Origin of the sequence: Microterricola pindariensis, from assembly GCF_002936985.1 — a bacterium.
GTDB lineage: Bacteria > Actinomycetota > Actinomycetes > Actinomycetales > Microbacteriaceae > Microterricola > Microterricola pindariensis.
In genome coordinates this window covers 1-16165 of record NZ_MPZN01000018.1, presented here as the reverse complement: position 1 = coordinate 16165, position 16165 = coordinate 1, and the positions used below count along the sequence as shown (strand labels likewise).

Annotated in this window: 12 protein-coding genes; 2 read left to right on the top strand and 10 right to left on the bottom strand. The window is 71.8% G+C overall.

Going from position 1 to position 16165, the window contains the following annotated elements; translation table 11 throughout:
• Nucleotides 1-21 precede the first annotated feature (21 nt).
• The 4 genes from GY24_RS07325 to GY24_RS07310 form a co-directional block, all read right to left on the bottom strand.
• Nucleotides 22-1023, bottom strand: a complete 1002-nt coding sequence (locus GY24_RS07325) for an oligopeptide/dipeptide ABC transporter ATP-binding protein (protein WP_104475045.1) — start codon at nucleotides 1021-1023, stop codon at nucleotides 22-24.
• Nucleotides 1023-3038: a dipeptide/oligopeptide/nickel ABC transporter permease/ATP-binding protein gene (locus tag GY24_RS07320; RefSeq protein ID WP_104475044.1), complete on the bottom strand. Its 2016-nt coding sequence runs from the start codon at nucleotides 3036-3038 to the stop codon at nucleotides 1023-1025. Before GY24_RS07320 ends, GY24_RS07325 begins: the two co-directional genes overlap by 1 nt.
• Entirely contained in the window at nucleotides 3035-3976 is a 942-nt protein-coding gene (locus GY24_RS07315) for an ABC transporter permease (protein ID WP_104475043.1), read from the bottom strand. The genes GY24_RS07320 and GY24_RS07315 overlap by 4 nt, the downstream gene beginning before the upstream one ends.
• A gap of 73 nt (nucleotides 3977-4049) precedes the next feature.
• Complete coding sequence (locus GY24_RS07310) at nucleotides 4050-5615, bottom strand: ABC transporter substrate-binding protein (RefSeq protein ID WP_161498702.1); 1566 nt, start codon at nucleotides 5613-5615, stop codon at nucleotides 4050-4052.
• 202 nt (nucleotides 5616-5817) lie between these two features.
• Here GY24_RS07310 and GY24_RS07305 point away from each other — a divergent pair, with 202 nt between their 5' ends.
• Together GY24_RS07305 and GY24_RS07300 are read left to right on the top strand one after the other, a co-directional pair.
• Nucleotides 5818-6669 (top strand): IclR family transcriptional regulator, encoded by an 852-nt coding sequence (locus GY24_RS07305; protein ID WP_104475075.1) that lies wholly within the window; start codon nucleotides 5818-5820, stop codon nucleotides 6667-6669.
• Between the two features lie 120 nt (nucleotides 6670-6789).
• The gene (locus tag GY24_RS07300; RefSeq protein WP_104475041.1) at nucleotides 6790-7872 is read left to right on the top strand and encodes a quercetin 2,3-dioxygenase; all 1083 of its coding nucleotides are present in this window, start codon (nucleotides 6790-6792) and stop codon (nucleotides 7870-7872) included.
• 74 nt (nucleotides 7873-7946) lie between these two features.
• Here the strand turns inward: GY24_RS07300 and GY24_RS07295 are convergent, their stop codons facing one another.
• From GY24_RS07295 to GY24_RS18070, 6 genes are all read right to left on the bottom strand, one after another.
• Complete coding sequence (locus GY24_RS07295; RefSeq protein ID WP_233279249.1) at nucleotides 7947-10355, bottom strand: alpha-L-rhamnosidase; 2409 nt, start codon at nucleotides 10353-10355, stop codon at nucleotides 7947-7949.
• A gap of 5 nt (nucleotides 10356-10360) precedes the next feature.
• Nucleotides 10361-11293, bottom strand: a complete 933-nt coding sequence (locus GY24_RS07290; RefSeq protein ID WP_104475074.1) for an alpha/beta hydrolase — start codon at nucleotides 11291-11293, stop codon at nucleotides 10361-10363.
• Nucleotides 11294-11437: 144 nt separating this feature from the next.
• Nucleotides 11438-13015 (bottom strand): carboxyl transferase domain-containing protein, encoded by a 1578-nt coding sequence (locus GY24_RS07285; RefSeq protein ID WP_104475039.1) that lies wholly within the window; start codon nucleotides 13013-13015, stop codon nucleotides 11438-11440.
• Complete coding sequence (locus tag GY24_RS07280; RefSeq protein ID WP_104475038.1) at nucleotides 13012-14220, bottom strand: CaiB/BaiF CoA transferase family protein; 1209 nt, start codon at nucleotides 14218-14220, stop codon at nucleotides 13012-13014. The genes GY24_RS07285 and GY24_RS07280 overlap by 4 nt, the downstream gene beginning before the upstream one ends.
• A complete protein-coding gene (locus GY24_RS07275) occupies nucleotides 14217-15452 on the bottom strand; it encodes a DUF3500 domain-containing protein (protein ID WP_233279248.1) in 1236 nt (411 codons plus the stop codon). The genes GY24_RS07280 and GY24_RS07275 overlap by 4 nt, the downstream gene beginning before the upstream one ends.
• The coding region (locus GY24_RS18070; RefSeq protein WP_233279247.1) for an aromatic-ring hydroxylase C-terminal domain-containing protein at nucleotides 15442-16165 on the bottom strand (724 nt) is incomplete at its 5' end. The genes GY24_RS18070 and GY24_RS07275, both read right to left, overlap by 11 nt.

The window sequence follows — 16165 nt, the reverse complement described above, 5'->3', positions numbered from 1 at the left end:
GTCAGTGTGGCGCTGCGCCGGTCACGCGTAGTGGCAGGCCGCCAGCGACGCGGCGGCCGGCCGCAGTGCGGGACGCTCCGTGCGGCACAGCTCGGTCGCCATCGGGCAGCGCGCCGCGAACGGGCAGCCGGTCGCCGAGATGGATGACGCCGACGCGCCGTCGACCAGGCGGGACTCCCGCAGCCGGCGGCGCTCGGCCTGCGCGATCGGGTCGGGTACAGGCGAGGCGGCCAGAAGCGCCTGGGTGAAGGGGTGGCGCGCGTCATCCATCACGGCGGCCGTGGAACCTTCCTCCATCACCTGCCCGCGGTAGAGCACGATCACGCGTTGCGCGAGCATGCGCACGACCGCCATGTCATGGGCGATGAACAGGTAGCTGAGCCCGAGCTCATCCCGCAGATCGGCCAACAGGTTGAGCACCTGGGCCTGGGTGGAGAGGTCGAGTGCGCTCACCGGCTCATCGCAGACCACGAGGCTGGGCCGGGTGATGAGCGCGCGGGCCACCGCGATGCGCTGGCGTTGGCCGCCGGAGAACTGGCGCGGCAGCCGGGTGACCGCGTCCCGCGGCAGCCCGACCTGCTCGAGCATGTCCTCGGCGCGCAGCAGCGCCTCCTCGCGGCGCACCCCGCTGACCAGCAGCGGTTCGGCCAGCGAGTCGCCGATGGACAGGCGGGGGTTCAGTGAGGAGTACGGGTCTTGGAACACCGCCCGGAGCTTGGTGGCGAGCACCCGTCGCGCCTTCGGCTTCAACCCGTCGATCTGTTGGCCTTCGAAGCGGATCGAGCCGGAGGTGACGGCTTGCAGGCCGAGGATGGCCTTGCCGATCGTCGTCTTGCCCGAGCCTGATTCGCCGACCAGGCCCAGGGTCTCGCCCGGCCGGATAGTGAAGCTGACGCCGTCGACGGCCGCCGGTCCGGTCGGGCGGCGGGTCGGCCGGCCGTAGCGGATGACGAGATTCTCGACCTCGAGGACGGGCTGGGCCGCGGCATCCGCCGCCAGGCTCTGCGGGCTGAGGAGAGTCATCAGTCGACCTGCTCTTTCAAGGCGGCGGCGTGCGCCGGGAGGCTGGAGGTTGGGCGGGCGAAGAGCTCCTCGGCGCGGATGCAGCGGCTGAGGCCGGCCCCGCTCGGCCGCGGGGTCAACGGCACGCTGCCCGAGCAGGCCGCCGTGGCGAAGTCGCAGCGCTGGGCGAAGCGGCACGAGCTCGGCCAGTCGCGGGGCGCGGGAACCTGGCCGGGGATCGACACCAGCCGGCGCTTCGGGCCGCCGGCGCCGGTGGCGTGCGGGTCGGCGCCGAGCAGCGCCTTCGTGTACGGGTGCGCCGGTTCGAGAAGCACGGAGCGCACGGCCCCGGTCTCCACGATCTGCCCGGCGTACATCACCGCGACGTCGTCGCAGATGTCGGCGACGACGCCGAGGTCGTGCGTGACCATGACCATCGTCATGCCCTCCTCTGCAATGATCTGGCGGAGCAGGGAGAGGATCTCGGCCTGCACCGTGACGTCGAGCGAGGTGGTCGGCTCGTCGGCGATGAGCAGTCGTGGCCGCCCGGCCAGGGCGATGGCGATGGCGACGCGCTGGGCCATGCCGCCGGAGATCTCGTGCGGGTAGGAGGTGAGCACGCGCGCGGCGTCGACGATGCCGACCTGTTCGAGCAGCGCGGTCGCGATGGCCCCGGCCTCCCGCTTGGGAACAGAGCGCAGTCGCTGCACGGCCCCGGTCAGCTGCGAGCCGATGGAGAACATCGGGTCGAGGGCGCGCATGGGCTCCTGGGCGATGAACGCGATCTCGCGCCCGCGCACCCGGAACAGCTCCTGCTCGCTGAGGGCGGCGATGTCCCGGCCGTTCCACAGGATCGAGCCGGCCGTGGTGGCCACCGAGGTCGGCAGCAGGCCGATCAGCGAGAGCGAGGTCAGCGTCTTGCCGCAGCCGGACTCCCCGACCAGGCCGAGCACCCGCCCGGCACTGACAGCGAACGACACATCGCTGACAAGGGTCGTCCCGTCGTCCAGCCCCACGTGCAGGCCCTGCACGCTCAGCGCGGGTTCCGTCGCAGACGGCGCGGCGACGGGGGAGCTGCCTGTTGGTTCCGTGTTGCCGGCGGATGCCGCGGCCCGCCGGGCGCGCAGGCTGCGCGTGTTGCTGCGCACCGGCGCCTTCTCCCGCGGCCCGCTCAGCGCGTCGCCGATGGAGTTGGCAGCGAACACCGTGAGGATCAGCACCACGCCGGTCGGCACCATCAGCCAGGGGGCGTCGTAGATGTGCGTTGAGGCGTTCTGGATCATGCCACCCCAGCTCGGGGCGGGAACGGGCGGCCCGAAGCCGATGAAGGCGAGCCCGGTCTGGATCATCAGCCCGATGGAGAAGACCAGGGCGAACTGCACCATGATCGTGGTCGTGAGCCCGGGGAGCACATGCCGCCCGCTCACCCGGGGTGCGGTGAGGCCGTCGACGAAGGCCGCGTCGACGTAGAGCTGGGACTGCAACGACTTCGCCTGCCCGAGCAGCACGCGGTACATGCCGGTGGAGATCACCAGGCCGAGGATCACCATGATCAGCGGCAGGTTGGTGCCGACGATCCCGACCACGGTCAACATGATGATGATGACGGGGATCGACATGGCGATCTCGGTGACCCGGTTGATCACGGTCTCGGTGCCTCGTCCGCGCGAGGCCGCCCAGAGGGCGAGCGGGATGGCGACGGCCAGCGCGACGGCGGCTCCGAGGGCCGAGGTGGCGATGGCATCCGCCCCCGCGGTGAAGATGCGGGTGAGCACGTCGCGCCCGAGGTCATCTGTGCCGAGCCAGTGTGCGGCGCTCGGACCGGCCAGCGCCACACTGCCGGTCTGCTCGTTCGGGCCGTACGGCGACCACAGCGGGGCGGTGAAGGAGGCGACGACGATCAGCAGCAGCCAACTGATTCCGAAGATGCCCCCGGGGGTGGAGAGCGACCGGCGGATGGCCCGCAGCCTCGAGGGTCGCACGGTGCGCGGCGGTGCGGTCGCGATGGCGACGGTCGAGTCGTTTCGAGTGGTCATGAGGTCCTCAGCTTGGGATCGAGGAAGCGGTTGGAGAGCTCCAGCAGGAGGTTGACGATGACGACGACGACCGTCGTCGTCACCACGATCCCGAGCACCAGCGGTGCGTCGTTGGAGGCGGCCGCGCCTTGGATCGACTGACCGAGGCCCGGCATCGCGAAGATCTGCTCGATGATGACCGAACCGCCGAACAGGGCGATGAACTGCAGGCCGACGCCAGCGACGATGGGCAGGCTGGCGTAGCGCAGCGCGTGCACGTAGCGGATGCGCCATTCCGGCATCGCGGTGGCGCGCAGGGTGCGCATGTGGTCTTGGGCGAGCGCGTCGATCATGGAGGCGCGCGTCTGGCGGGCGACGAAGGCGGCCCCGCCGAGGGCGAGGGTGGCGACGGGGAGGATCAGCGACTGCAGCCAGAGTGCGGGGTCTTGCGCGAACGGCACGTAGCCGGTGGCCGGGAGGAGACCGGTCTGCACCGAGAACACGAACACGAACACGATTCCGATCCAGAAGCCGGGGATGGCCGCCCCGAGGGCGGAGAACGCGTTCACGATGCGGTCGACGACCCCGCCGCGCACCGCGGCGATGACGCCGAGCAGGACGCCGACGACGGCGCTCATCACGGTGCCGGCGAGCGCCAGCGAGAAGGTCACGGGGAGGCGGGCTGCGATGTCGGCGTTGACCTGGCGTCCGTCCAGCAGGCTGACCCCGAAGTTGCCGCGCAGGGCCTCTCCGAGCCAGGTGAGGTACTGCACGGCGAGCGGGTCGTGCCAGCCGATGGAGGTGTCGTAGGCGAGGATTTCGTCGTCGGTGGCCCCGAGCCCGAGCACTATGGCCCCCGGGCTGCCGGGCATCAGCCGCACGAGCAGGAAGGCGACAACGGATACGACGAAGATCGTCAGGATGCCGAATAGTATGCGCTTCGTGATGAAGCCGGCCATGTCGCCTCCAGGGGCTGATGGTGTGAAAAGGGGGAAGGGTGGCGGCCGCGAGCGGCCGCCACCCTTGGGGGTGTTACTCGGCCTTGTCCACCGGGGTGAACGCGGAGAGCAGCGGGATGCTCTGCTGGCCCGGGAACTCAACCGGGTTCAGCTTCTTGGGGTTGTAGCCGATGTTCAGCAGCGGCTCGTAGAGCGGGTAGAGCCAGCCGGCCTCGACCAGGCGGGCGTTCAGCGTCTGCAGGGCCTCCGCACGGGCGTCATCGGTCTGTGCCCCGGCCAGCGCGCCGGTTGCGGCGCGCAGCTGCTCGTCGTCGCCGCCCTGGCTGTTGGCGAAGCCGAACACGACGCCGTACATGATGCCGACCGGGTTGGACCAGTCGAGCGGGATGACGCCGATGGCGGTGGTCTTCACCGCGTCAAACGCCTCCTGGGTCGAAGCGGCCGGACGGATCTCCAGCGTGATGCCTGCCTCGGCGAGGTCGGTCTGGATGGCCTCCAGGTCGGCCTGCGTGTCGGGGCTGGAGAGGATCTCGAAGCTGAAGCCGTTGGGGTAGCCGGCTTCGGTGAGCAGTGCCTTGGCCTTCTTCACGTCGCGCTTCCACAGGGCGTCCACGTCCTTCGACCAGCCACCGGATGCCGACGGCAGGGCGTTGCGCTGGGCGGTGTCGCCCACGTGCAGCAGCTCGACGAGGCGGTCGCGGTCGATGGAGAGCTGGATTGCCTGGCGCACGCGCTCGTCGGCCATCTCGGGCACGGAGGTGCCGTTCTTGTCGAACTGGATCATCGAGACCATCGTTCCGCCGATCTGGGCGACCCCGATGTCCTTGGACTCGAGGAGGTCAACGCTCGAGGACTTCATCACACCGGCGTCCACCTGGCCGGAGATCAGGGCGTTGGCCCGGGCCTGCGGGTCGAGAATCGGGCGGAAGACGATCGTGTCGAAGGGGTAGTCCGCCGTCTCTGTGCTGGCCTCGTTGCGCACGAAGGTGTACGTGCTGGCCTTGACCGTCTTGGCGGTGTCGAGCACGTACGGGCCGGAGCCGACCGGAGCCGCCTTGAGCAGTGTCGGGTCGTCGAGGGCGGTCTGGCCGAGGATCATGCCCGACACGTTCGCCAGCGTAGAGACGACGGCGAACTGCGGGGCGGCGAAGGTGATGACGACCGTCCCGGCGTCCGCGGCCTCGACAGAGACCATCTCGGCGTCGCCGCCGGCCGCGAAACCGCTGTATGCCTGGAGTGCCGGGTCACTGCGGCGCTCCAGGTTGGCCACAACGAGGTCGGCCGTCAGGGCGCTCTCGTCGCTGAAGGTCACGCCGTCGGCCAGCGTGAGGGTGAGCACGGTGCCGTCCTCGTTGAACTCCCAGGCGGATGCCAGGCCCGGCCCGACGGAGCCGTCCGGCTGGATCGACAGGAGCGAGTTGTAGGCGGCAGAGAACATCTGCTGCTGGCCGGCGGAATAGGCGATCGGGTCGAAACCGCTCGGCGCCATGTCTGCTTCTTGGGCGATCGTCAGCGTGCTGGAGTCGGCCACTGTGCCGGCCCCGCCCGCTGTGCTGCACCCGGCGAGTGCGACGACGAGTGTTCCTGTGACGGCGACTGCTGCCGCCCGTCGCACCCAGTCGAAAGTTGATTTGTTCACGTTCGGCCTCCATCTACGCTGATTGATTGCACTGGCTGTTTGTTGAAGTGCGTGTATTGACTGCATTGTCTTGATGCTGTGAGACGTTTCAGCGGGCACCGGAGCGCCATCGCTCGGCCCACTGTGCGCGAAACCCCGACCCCGAATCCAAGGCAATTCCATTGATTGGACATATTCGTCCGGTTCAGACAGGATCGGCGGCATGGACATGCCCGCCGAAGTGCAGCCGCCCAGCCCCGCCCCGACCCGCGGCAAGCGGCCGCCGCGCGGCGAGCCGGTGATCGATCGCACGCTCTCGCTGCTCAACTGTTTCAGCGATGACCGCCGCGAGCTCAGCCTCGGCGAGCTCTCGGCTCTCTCCGGGATCCCGCTCTCCTCGACGCTCCGGCTGGCCCAGGGCCTGCTCAAGTGGGGAGCCCTCGAACGGCTGCCGAGTGGCGAGTTCGTGATCGGCGTCCGGCTCTGGGAGGTGGCCTCGCTCGCACCGCGCGGGCACGGTGTGCGCGAGATTGCGCTGCCCTTCCTGGAGGACCTCTATGAGGTGAGCCGCCATCATGTGCTGTTGGCCGTGTTGGACGGGCGGGAGGCGATCCTGATCGAGCGACTCTCCTCACGACGCGCTCCAGCAGTGGCCTACCGGCTGGGCGGGCGGCTTCCGCTGCGAAGCACCGCGGTCGGCCGTGTGCTGTTGGCCGCGCAGTCGGAGCCCTCGCGCGAGGAGACCCTCGCCCTGCCGCTCGACCAGGATTTCCGGGTCGAGGATCTCGGCTCCATCGAGTCGCTGCGGCTCGAGTTGAAGCACGTCGCCCGGCTCGGCTACTCCGTCGTTCGTCGCACCCAGCCCTCGCACACCATCTCTGTGGCCGCACCGGTCTTCGGCGCCAATCGCTCGGTGGCCGCGGCGGTGTCCATCCTGGCCCCCGACGGGGCGTTCACCCCGGAGGTGGCCCTGCCCGCCCTGCGAGCGACGGCACGGTCGATCTCTCGCGCACTCGGCTACCACCCGCCGGGCATCGACGGGATCCGCTCGCAGCCGGACCGCGAGGGCCGCTGAGCACGAGACACGCTTCCATTCAGTGGAAGGCGCGTATTCTGCGTGCGCCCGTCTCGGGAACAATGAAGGCTGCTGCCCTCTCTGCTGGGGGCGCACAGACGACTCAATGAGGAGACACCGATGGCATCCACCCTGCTCGAGCCTGGCGCCCACGTCCCGATCGCGAACGCGCTCCCCGGGGCGCAGCTGCCCTACGTCATGGCGGCGGGGCACGGCGATCGGTTCCTGCTCAACGGGCAGCTGCTCACGGTGATCGCCCGCCCGGTCGACACCGGCGACCTGTTCGGTGCCGCCTACCTCTCCGGCGGGCGCGGGGCAGAGCTGCCGGCGACGACGGATGCCGCGGAGCACCGCACCGTCATCGTCTTCGACGGCCTCGTGCAGGTCTGGCTCGGCTCCGAGACGAGCGTGCTCTCCCCCGGCGACGAGGTCGTCATCCCGGCCGGCACGCCCTTCGCCTACCGGATGCTCGCCGGCGAGAACCGGCTGCTGCTCTGGTCCTCGCCCGGTCACTCGCTCGAGCTGCTCAGCCGCCTCGGCACCCCGACGGCCTCGCACGTGCGCCCGGCCCGGGCCGAGCGGCTCGTCTCGCTCGACGAGTTTCGCGCCGTCGGCGAGGAGTTCGGCATCGACGTCGCCGCGGTGCCGCTCGTCGACGCCGCCCTGCAGCCGCGCGCCGGGGCGCGCCACTCCGGCCTGCCGTCCGCGGAGGAGGCGTTCTTCCTGAGCGCCGGCGAGGGTGAGCGCTACCTCGGCGCCGACGAGATGCACAGCTACATGTCCCGCGGGGCGAACACCGGAGGGCGCTATTTCGCGGTCGAGTCCAGCGGCGCCCGCTCCGGCTACATCCCGCTGCACTTCCACCAACAGCACACCGAGAACTTCATCTGCCTCGACGGCCGCGTGCGCCTGCACGTGAACGGGCGCGAGGTGCTACTCAGCAAGGGCGACTTCGTGCACGCCCCGGCGGGCACGATCCACTCCTACGCCTACGACTCCGCCTACGCGCGGATGGTCGGCGTGCTGGCCCCCTCGATCTTCGAGCCGTTCTTCGAGTACGTCTTCAGCCCCACCGAGGAGTCGATCTACACGGAGGGCGCCGTGCCCGGCTTCAACGGCCCCGGCTTCGGCCGCGCCCAGGCCGAGCTCGACCTGGTCGTCGTCGGACCGCCGCCGGAGCGCGTCGCCGGGCTCAACATCTAGTCCCCGTCCGGCCGCGCTGGCCGGGCAACGACGAACGCCGCTGCGGAGGAATCCGCAGCGGCGTTCGTCGTCGGTCACAAGCCGGCGGCCGCGACGGAGTAACTGTGGGTTCCGCCGCCGACCCCGCTCACGCGCGAGCCGTCGGGCAGTCGGATCTCGGCGGTGACGCCGGCGGGGATCGTGGCGGTGAGCCGGAACGCGCCGCCCTCGATCCGCCAGTCGGCGCCGACGGTTCCGCGCCGGGTGTGCACGCTCGCAGCAGCCGCGCTCAGACCGCCGCCCGGCTGTGGGGCGATGACGACGGCGCCGTACGCCTCCGCGCCCGGCTCGGGGCTCTCGGCCAGCCGGATGCCGGCGACGTGCGTGTAGAGGAAGGAGGCGACGGCCCCCTTGCTGTAGTGGTTGAGGGAGCCGCGCACCCCGCTCGGGGTCACGCCGTCCCACCACTCCCACATCGTGGTGGCGCCCCGGTCGATCATGCCGAGCCAGGACGGGATGTCGCGGGCGAAGAGCAGCTCGTAGGCGAGGTCGAGGTGTCCGGCATCCGCCAGGGTGGGCAGCAGCAGGCCGGTCGCCAGGAAGCCGGTGCCCAGTCGGGTGCCGTTCTCGCGGATCAGCGCGGCCAGCCGGTCGGCGACTGGCTGCCGGCGCCCCTCTGGAACGAGGCCGAAGGCGAGCGCGCGCACATAGTGGCCCTGCGATTCCTCGCTGAGCGTGTTGTCGGCGGCCAGGTACTCGGCACACCAGGCGGCGCGCACGTTTGCGGCGAGCCGGCTGTAGCGCTCGGCGTCGGCCGGCCGGCCGGCGGCGGCCTCGGCCAGCGCGAGCGTGTGGGCCGATCGATGCAGGAAGGCGGTCGCGACGATGCCGTGGTCGACGGTGGGGTCGGGCGCCGGCGGGGTGTCTGGCTCCAGCCACTCGCCGAAGTGGAATCCGGTGTCCCAGAGGTAGCGCTCGTGCGGCTGTTCGAGCGGGCGCTCTGCTTCCCGCCCCGGGTGCCGGCCGGCGGCGGCCGAGCGCGCGGCGTAGTCGACCCAGGCCCGCATCGACGGCAGTGCGCGCTCGAGTGCAGCCCGGTCGCCGTAGGCGCGCCACATCGACCACGGCACGAGCACCGCGGCATCCCCCCACCCGGCAGAGCCGGCGGCCATGTCCTCGAACGCGCTGCCGGATGGCCCGTTGCCCGCCGGGTTGGGCACCACGGTGGGCACCCGGCCGTCGGCCCACTGGTCGGCGGCCAGGTCTGTCGACCAGCTCTCACTGAACGCGGCCACGTCGTAGAGCAGGGCGGCGGTGTCGGCGAAGACCTGCCAGTCGCCGGTGAACCCGGAGCGCTCCCGTTGCGGGCAGTCGGTCGGCACCGCGCAGGCGTTGCCGCGGAAACTCCAGTCGACGACGTCGTGCAGGGTGTTCAGCAGCGGGTCGCTGGCGGTGAATGTTCCGGTGCGCGCCAGCTCGCTGTGCACGACGACGGCCACGATGTCGCCCATGCCGATCGGGCCGGCGGCGCCCTCGATCTGCACGTAGCGGAAGCCGTGGGTCGTGTGTCGGGGCTCGAAGACGTCACCGGCCCGGCCGGCCGAGATGACCTCGTCGACCTGGCCGGCCGGCAGCACCGCGCGGGTGGCGAAGTCGAAGGCCTGGATGTTCTCCACGAGCAGCAGGCCCGCCTCGTCCACGGCCTCGCCGTGGCGGAGCACCGTGCGGGTGCCGGCCGGGCCGAGCTCGTGCAGGCGCACCCAGCCGTTGATGTTCTGTCCGAAGTCGACGACGGTGACGCCCTCACCGGGCGTGCTGATCTGTGTCGGGCGCAGCTCCTGGATGCGGCGCACCGCGGGGGCCTCGGCCGGCACGAGCCGGGTGCGGTCAGCGCAGAGCGGGTCGGTCGAGAGCACCGCGGCAGGGGGCCGCCCTGGCCTTTCCAGTCCTTCCAACCGGAGGTCGACGCTCTGCCCGTCCATCAGGTCGGCACGGGTGATGTGGCTCGGGCGGGACTCCCAGTGGGCGCCGGTCGCCAGCAGCGGCCGGGCCGCGCCCGCGCTCGGCTCCAGCAGCACGGCGGCGAGGAACGCCGTGTCGGTGCCGAAGCCGTCCGGCCGCCGCACGAAGCCGTGCCGGCCGCGGAACCAGCCGTCGGAGAGCAACACCGTGACGGTGTTCTCGCCGGCCTGCAGCAGCGCCGTGATCTCCCAGCGCTGCACCTGCAGCCGGCTGCGGTAGGAGCTGAAGCCGGGCGAGAGTTCCTCGTCGCCGACGCGGACGCCGTTGACGAAGAGCTCGTAGACGCCGTGCGCGGTCGCGTAGACGACGGCCTCGGCGCCGGTCTCGGCGCCCTCTGCCGGGTGTGTGGCAGCGCCGTCCCAGTGGAACCGGCCGGTCAGCTCGTGGGCCGGCCGTTGCCCGGCCGGGTGCGGCACGGGCTCGTGCGGCGAGATCCACTGCGCGGATGCCAGGGCGGCGGTGAGGGCATCCTGCGTGCTCACCGTGCTCACGCCTCGTCCCCGGCTGCCGGGCCGCCGAGGTTCTCGCGGAAGAACTCTTCGATGACGCCGAAGGAGGCCGACGCCGGCCAGGCCCGGCCGCTCGTGCTGCGCAGTTTGGCCGTGGCCGAGGGGTCGGACTCGAGCCGGCCGGAGTCCAGGCGGGGGCCGGGCGCCACCTCGTCGAGGCCGGCCGGGTTGAGGAAGCCGTGGCCGAAGCCGTCGATCAGGTAGAGCGTGGCATCCGTGCCGCCGGCGGCGAGCGCCTCGTAGAGCGCGATGCTCTGGCTGGCCGGCACGAGGTCGTCTGCGGCGCCGTGCATGATGAGGAACGGCGGGGCACTCGCCACATCGGTGCGCGCAGGGCTCGCCAACGTTGCCAGCTCGCGCCGCTCGCCGGGCGAGCCGCCGAGCAGGCCGGCCGTGGGCGGGTTGTCCTGGTCGGGTGCGAGCAGGTCGCCCGCGCCGTAGCCGTCCATGACCGCCTGCACTGCGGCGCTGCCCGCGCCCTCCGGCTCGCCGAGGATCGCCCGGGCCCCGCCGTGCAGCCCGGCCAGGGCGGCGAGGTGCCCGCCGGCCGAGGAGCCCCAGAGCCCGATCGAGTCTGCCAGGATGCCGTGCTCTGACGCGTGCTCACGCACCCACCGGATGCCGGCGCGCACGTCGAGGAGCTGCCGCGGGAAGACGGCGTCGCCGGAGAGCGTGTAGTCGATGCTGATCATGACGAAGCCGGAGCGGGCGAAGTACCGGGCGAAGTCGGGCCGCCAGCTGCGGTCGCCCATCCGCCAGGCGCCGCCGTGCAGCCAGATGATCGCCGGCAGCGCCCGGTCGTCTGCGGGGCGCACGATGTCCAGGAGCAATCCGCGGGCGAACTCGATCGCCAGGTGCTCGCGCAAGGCCTGGCCGTCGGTGTGCGGGGCGTTGACTGTCTCCGGTGCCATCTGCTGGCCTCCACTCTCTCTGCTGCTGACATTCACGCCGGTGCTGACGTTCATGTTGCTGCTGACGTTCCTGCTGGTGCGGTTGGTGACGCTGTGCTGCTGTGGCTGATGAGCCTGTTGTTGTTCTTCACCGACGGTGTCCCGTCATGAGTCTGCCGCTTGCCCGGGCATACGCACCAACGCGCGGTAGCGGCCCCGGCGTCGGCGCAGCCGCTCGGCGGGCGTGGCCGCGGCCAGATCGAGCAGCTGCCGCTCGATCACCCGGCCGATCCTCCGGCTGAACTCGGTGGGCTCCAGCGCGGCATCCGGGCGTTCCGGCACCACCCAGTCCACGATCCCGGCCGTGCGCAGCGCCACCGCGCCGATGCCCTGGGCCTCGGCCATGGCGGCGGCGTGCGCCGTGTCGCCGTGCATGATGACGCTGGCGCCCTCTGGCGGCAGCGGGGCCAGCCAGGCGTGCTGGGCGGCGATCGTCACGTCGCTGGGCAGCAGTGCGAGTGCGCCGCCGCCGGTCCCCTCGCCGAGCAGCACGGCGACCGTGGCCTGCTCGTGGCCGACCAGGCTCTCCAGGGTGCGCGCGATCTCGCCGGCGAGCCCGCCCTCCTCCGCCTCCCGGGAGAGGGCGGCGCCCGGGGTGTCGATGATCGTCACCAGGGGCAGGCCGAGCTCGGCCGAGAGCCGCTGGCCGCGCTGGGCCTGCCGCAGCGCGGCCGGGCCCCACGGCGCCCCCGCGCGCTGGGCATAGCGGTCCTGTGCGATCACGACGCAGGGCACGGCGCCGAAGCGGGCGATGGCCAGGAGCAGGCCCTCGCTGGCCTCACCCTGCCCGGTGCCGCTCAACGGCACGACGTCGCGTGCGGCGTGGCGCAGGATGGTGCGCGCGCCGGGGCGCGCCCGCGCCCGCGAGGCGGCGATGGAGGCCAGGGCGCTGATCGCGGGGCCGTCGTACTGACCGTCGCGCTGACCATCGCGCCAATCGTCGTACTGCCCGTCGTCTCCGCCGAGGCCGCTCGGACCCTTCGCGGGCGCGAGCACCGAGAGCAGCCGGGCGACCAGCCGGGGCAGCTGGGCGGGTGCGATCACGCCGTCGATCACGCCGTTGCGGTAGAGGTTCTCGGCCGTCTGCACCCCGTCGGGGAACGGCTCTCCGTAGAGGGCCGCGTAGACGCGTGGCCCGAGGAAGCCGAGCAGCGCCCCGGGCTCCGCCACGGTCACGTGGCCGAGCGAGCCCCAGCTCGCCATCACCCCGCCCGTGGTCGGATGCCGCAGGTAGACGAGGTACGGCAGGCCGGCGCTCTTGTGCTCGGCGATCGCGGCGGCGATGCCGACCATCGCCACGAACGCGGCCGTGCCCTCTTGCATCCGGGTGCCGCCGGATGCCGGTCCGGCCAGCAGCGGCAGCCGCTCCCGCGTCGCCCGCTCGATGGCGGCGATGAGCCTGCCGGCGGCGTCGACGCCGATCGAGCCGCCGAGGAAGCCGAACTCGCTGACCAGCACGGCGACGCGGCGCCCGTCGATGCGGAGCTCGCCGGTCAGCACCGACTCGTCGCATCCGCTCCGGGCGCGGGCCCGATCCAGGTCGTCGGCGTAGCCGGGCTGCACGTCCCGGGGCGGCACGGCCACGTCCCACGAGCGGAAGCTGCCCGCGTCGGCGACGAGGTCGAGCAGCTCGCGAGCGGTGAGAGAGTGGGCCGAGAGCGACCGGGCGCGCGGGGAACTCACAGCACGCCGGCGCGCTGCTTTTCGGGGAGCTGGCGCTCCGCGATCCAGGAGCGGATCGCCTGGCCGTGCTGGTCGAGCGTCGGCGGGGCGCGGTGCCCGCGGAACGTCACCTCGTCGTCGGTGCCGAAGAAGCGCAGCGGCGGGCCTGGCAGGGTGAGCGAGCCGAGGCTGGAGTGTTCGACATCCAGCAGCAGCCCCTGGGAGGCGACCTGATCCCAGGCGTAGACCTCGTCGAGGGTGCGCACCCGGCCGGCCGGGATCCCGGCCGCCTCGAGCTGGCCGAGCAGATCCGTCGCCTCGAAGGGCGCGAACGCCTCCTCGACGATCTCGATCAGCGCGTCACGGTTCGCCACCCGCAGGGCGTTGCTGGCGAAGCGGGCTGCGCCGGCGTCCAGCCCGAAGCGCTCGCAGAAGCGCTCCCAGAGCGCCGTGCTGCCGACGCTGATCTGCACGGCGCCCCCCGCACAGCGGAACAGCCCGTACGGGGCGATCGAGGGGTGGTGGTTGCCCTGGGCCAGCGGAGTCTCCCCCGCGACGGTCTGTCTGGTGCCTTGGAAGGCGTGCACGCCGACGAGTGCGGAGAGCAGCGAGGTGCGCACGACGCCGCCGGCGCCAGTCTCTGCGCGTTCGAGCAGCGCGGCGACGACCCCGTAGGCGCCGTAGATGCCGCTGAGCAGGTCTCCGATCGGCACGCCGACCCGCTGCGGGTCGTCCGGGCCGGAGCCCGTCATCGACATGAGCCCGGCCTCGCCCTGGGCGATCTGGTCGTAGCCGGCGCGGCCGCCCTCCGGCCCGTCGTGCCCGAAGCCGGTGATCGAGAGGATGACGAGGCGCGGGTTCAGCTCGAGCAACCGTGCGCTCGAGTAGCCGAGGCGGTCCATCACCCCGGTGCGGAAGTTCTCGATCAGCACGTCCGACTCGAGGATCAGGCCGTCCAGCACCCGCCGGTCGTCCGGGTGCTTGAGGTCGAGCGCGATCGACTCCTTGTTGCGGTTGCAGGAGAGGAAGTAGCTCGACTCCTCCGCGTCGGGCTCGCCGAGGAACGGCGGCCCCCAGCCGCGAGTGTCATCGCCGCTGCCCGGCGCCTCCACCTTGATCACCCGGGCGCCGAGGTCGCCGAGCATCATGCCGGCGTGCGGCCCGGCGAGGGCGCGGCTGAGGTCGAGCACGACGGTGCCGGCGAGCGCACCGGCCTGCCCGCTCACGGCTGTCCGCCCGCTGGCGCGCGCAGGAGCCCGCCGTAGTCGCCGCCGTTGGGCGTGCGGATGCCGGTGTGCACGTGGAACTGCGCCGGGGTGCGGTTGCTGAGGAAGACGCCGCAGTGGTGGTCCAGTTCCAGCATCACGACGGGGCTCTGGATCCGGAAGTAGAACGCGTCCTCAGTGCCCCAGCCGCCGATCCAGGAGAACCAGGTCTCGTCGTAGCGCGACTCGATCTCGCGCAGCCGGGCCGCGGCGACGCCGGCGGGCAGGTGGTCGAGGAATGCGGCTGCGACCGCGCTGACCTCCGCGCGCGTCGGCTCGTCGAGGTCGCCGACGAGGATCCCCTCGAACGGCACGATGCGGTTGTCCTGGAAGCAGCCGCCGAGGTGGCGTTCATCGCCAGGGTGCAGCCGGCCGAGCGGCATCGCCGGGTCGACCATCTCGGGGTAGCTGAGCGTCTCGGCCTGCTCGGCCGGTGTCAGCCCCGCCATCAGTGCCCTGGCGTGGGCGATGCGCGCCCCGAAGACGTCGACGGGCCCGATCGGGCTCTCCAGGATCAGCGAGGGCTCCGCTCCGAGGAACGCGGGCGAGACCGTCATCCGCTCGCCGTCGACGACGCAGTTGAGCGCCAGGTGGTGGCCGAAGAGCTGCCACCCCCACGGCTCGCTCGTCGAGGGCGTCCCGTAGATGGCCACGTTGTAGCTGGCGTCGTTCATGACATTGGCGAGGTCGATCGTCTCGCCCAGGTAGCCGTTGACCCACATCAGTGTTTTCACGGACTCGAAGCCCTGCTCACTGAGGCTGGCGCGCACGAGCTCGAGCGCGCGGTGCCGCGAGACGTGGTCGAGGTCCTCCAGGCGCAGGCCGGTGTCGTGCTGCAAGAACTCCGGGTTGGCCCAGCTGCGCCACTGGTTGGCGCGCAGCGGGTAGCAGATGTCGGCCCGTTGCCGCGCGGAGAGCCCGGCCAGCAGCAACTCGGCGGCCGCGACCATGGCCGCGTTGGGGGCGGCCTCGCCGGCACGCAGCTCCGCCAGCGGCTGCGCGGTGATGTTGCCGTCGTGGCTGACGCCGCGGTAGGGCACCGGGTAGCGGGTGGCCCAGTCCACGATCATCGGCCCGGCGAACGGATCGCTCTTGATCACCTCCGCGTACTCGCGATAGCTGAGCCCGCGGAACGCGCTGATCCGGGGGTCGTCAACAGGGAAGAGGTGTGCGCGGAAGTCGTCATCGGCCACGGTGGGTGCCCTCCAGCTCGTCCAGGGTGTCGGATGTCGCCGAGGCGCGTCCGACGGCGACCGCGACCGCCTGCGCCACCGCTGCCGGCTCGTCGCCGCGCCAGGCGACATGCTGATCCGGACGCACGAGGATGGCGGCCGCCTGCCACGGGATCTCAGGGTGGGCGGAGAAGTCCAGCGGCAGAAGCGTGACGGGCACGCCGGTCTGCCCGCGCACCGCGTCCACGGCCTGCGCGAACTCGGCCAGGCGCGGCTCGGCCGCGTCGACCAGCAGCGTGAACCACTGGCCGAGGGCGTCATAGAGCGACTCCTCGCCGACCCAGACGTGCGGCAGCAGGCTGCCGGGCCGGGTCGACGGGGTGTAGTGGATCGGGTGCTCGGGGATCTGCTCCGAACCGTCGTCGACGACGATGGGCGAGCCGGGGTACTGGTAGCCGAGCACGAGGCCGAGCGAGCTGAACTCGCTGCGCTTGACCTCGAGGTTCTGCGCCATCAGCCGGCGGGCCTCGGCCCCGGCGTCCGTGTCGTCGTCGAGCACGCTGTGGGCGAAGTCGGAGGCCAGGCTGCGGCCGTTCGATGCGGCATCCGCGATGGTGCGCGCCGCGATCGGGCGGCGCTCGTGCTCGTAGCTGGCCAGCAGGCCCTCACCTGCCCACCCGGCCAGGCTGGCCGCGAGCTTCCAAGAGAGGTTGGCCGCGTCACCGACGCAGGTG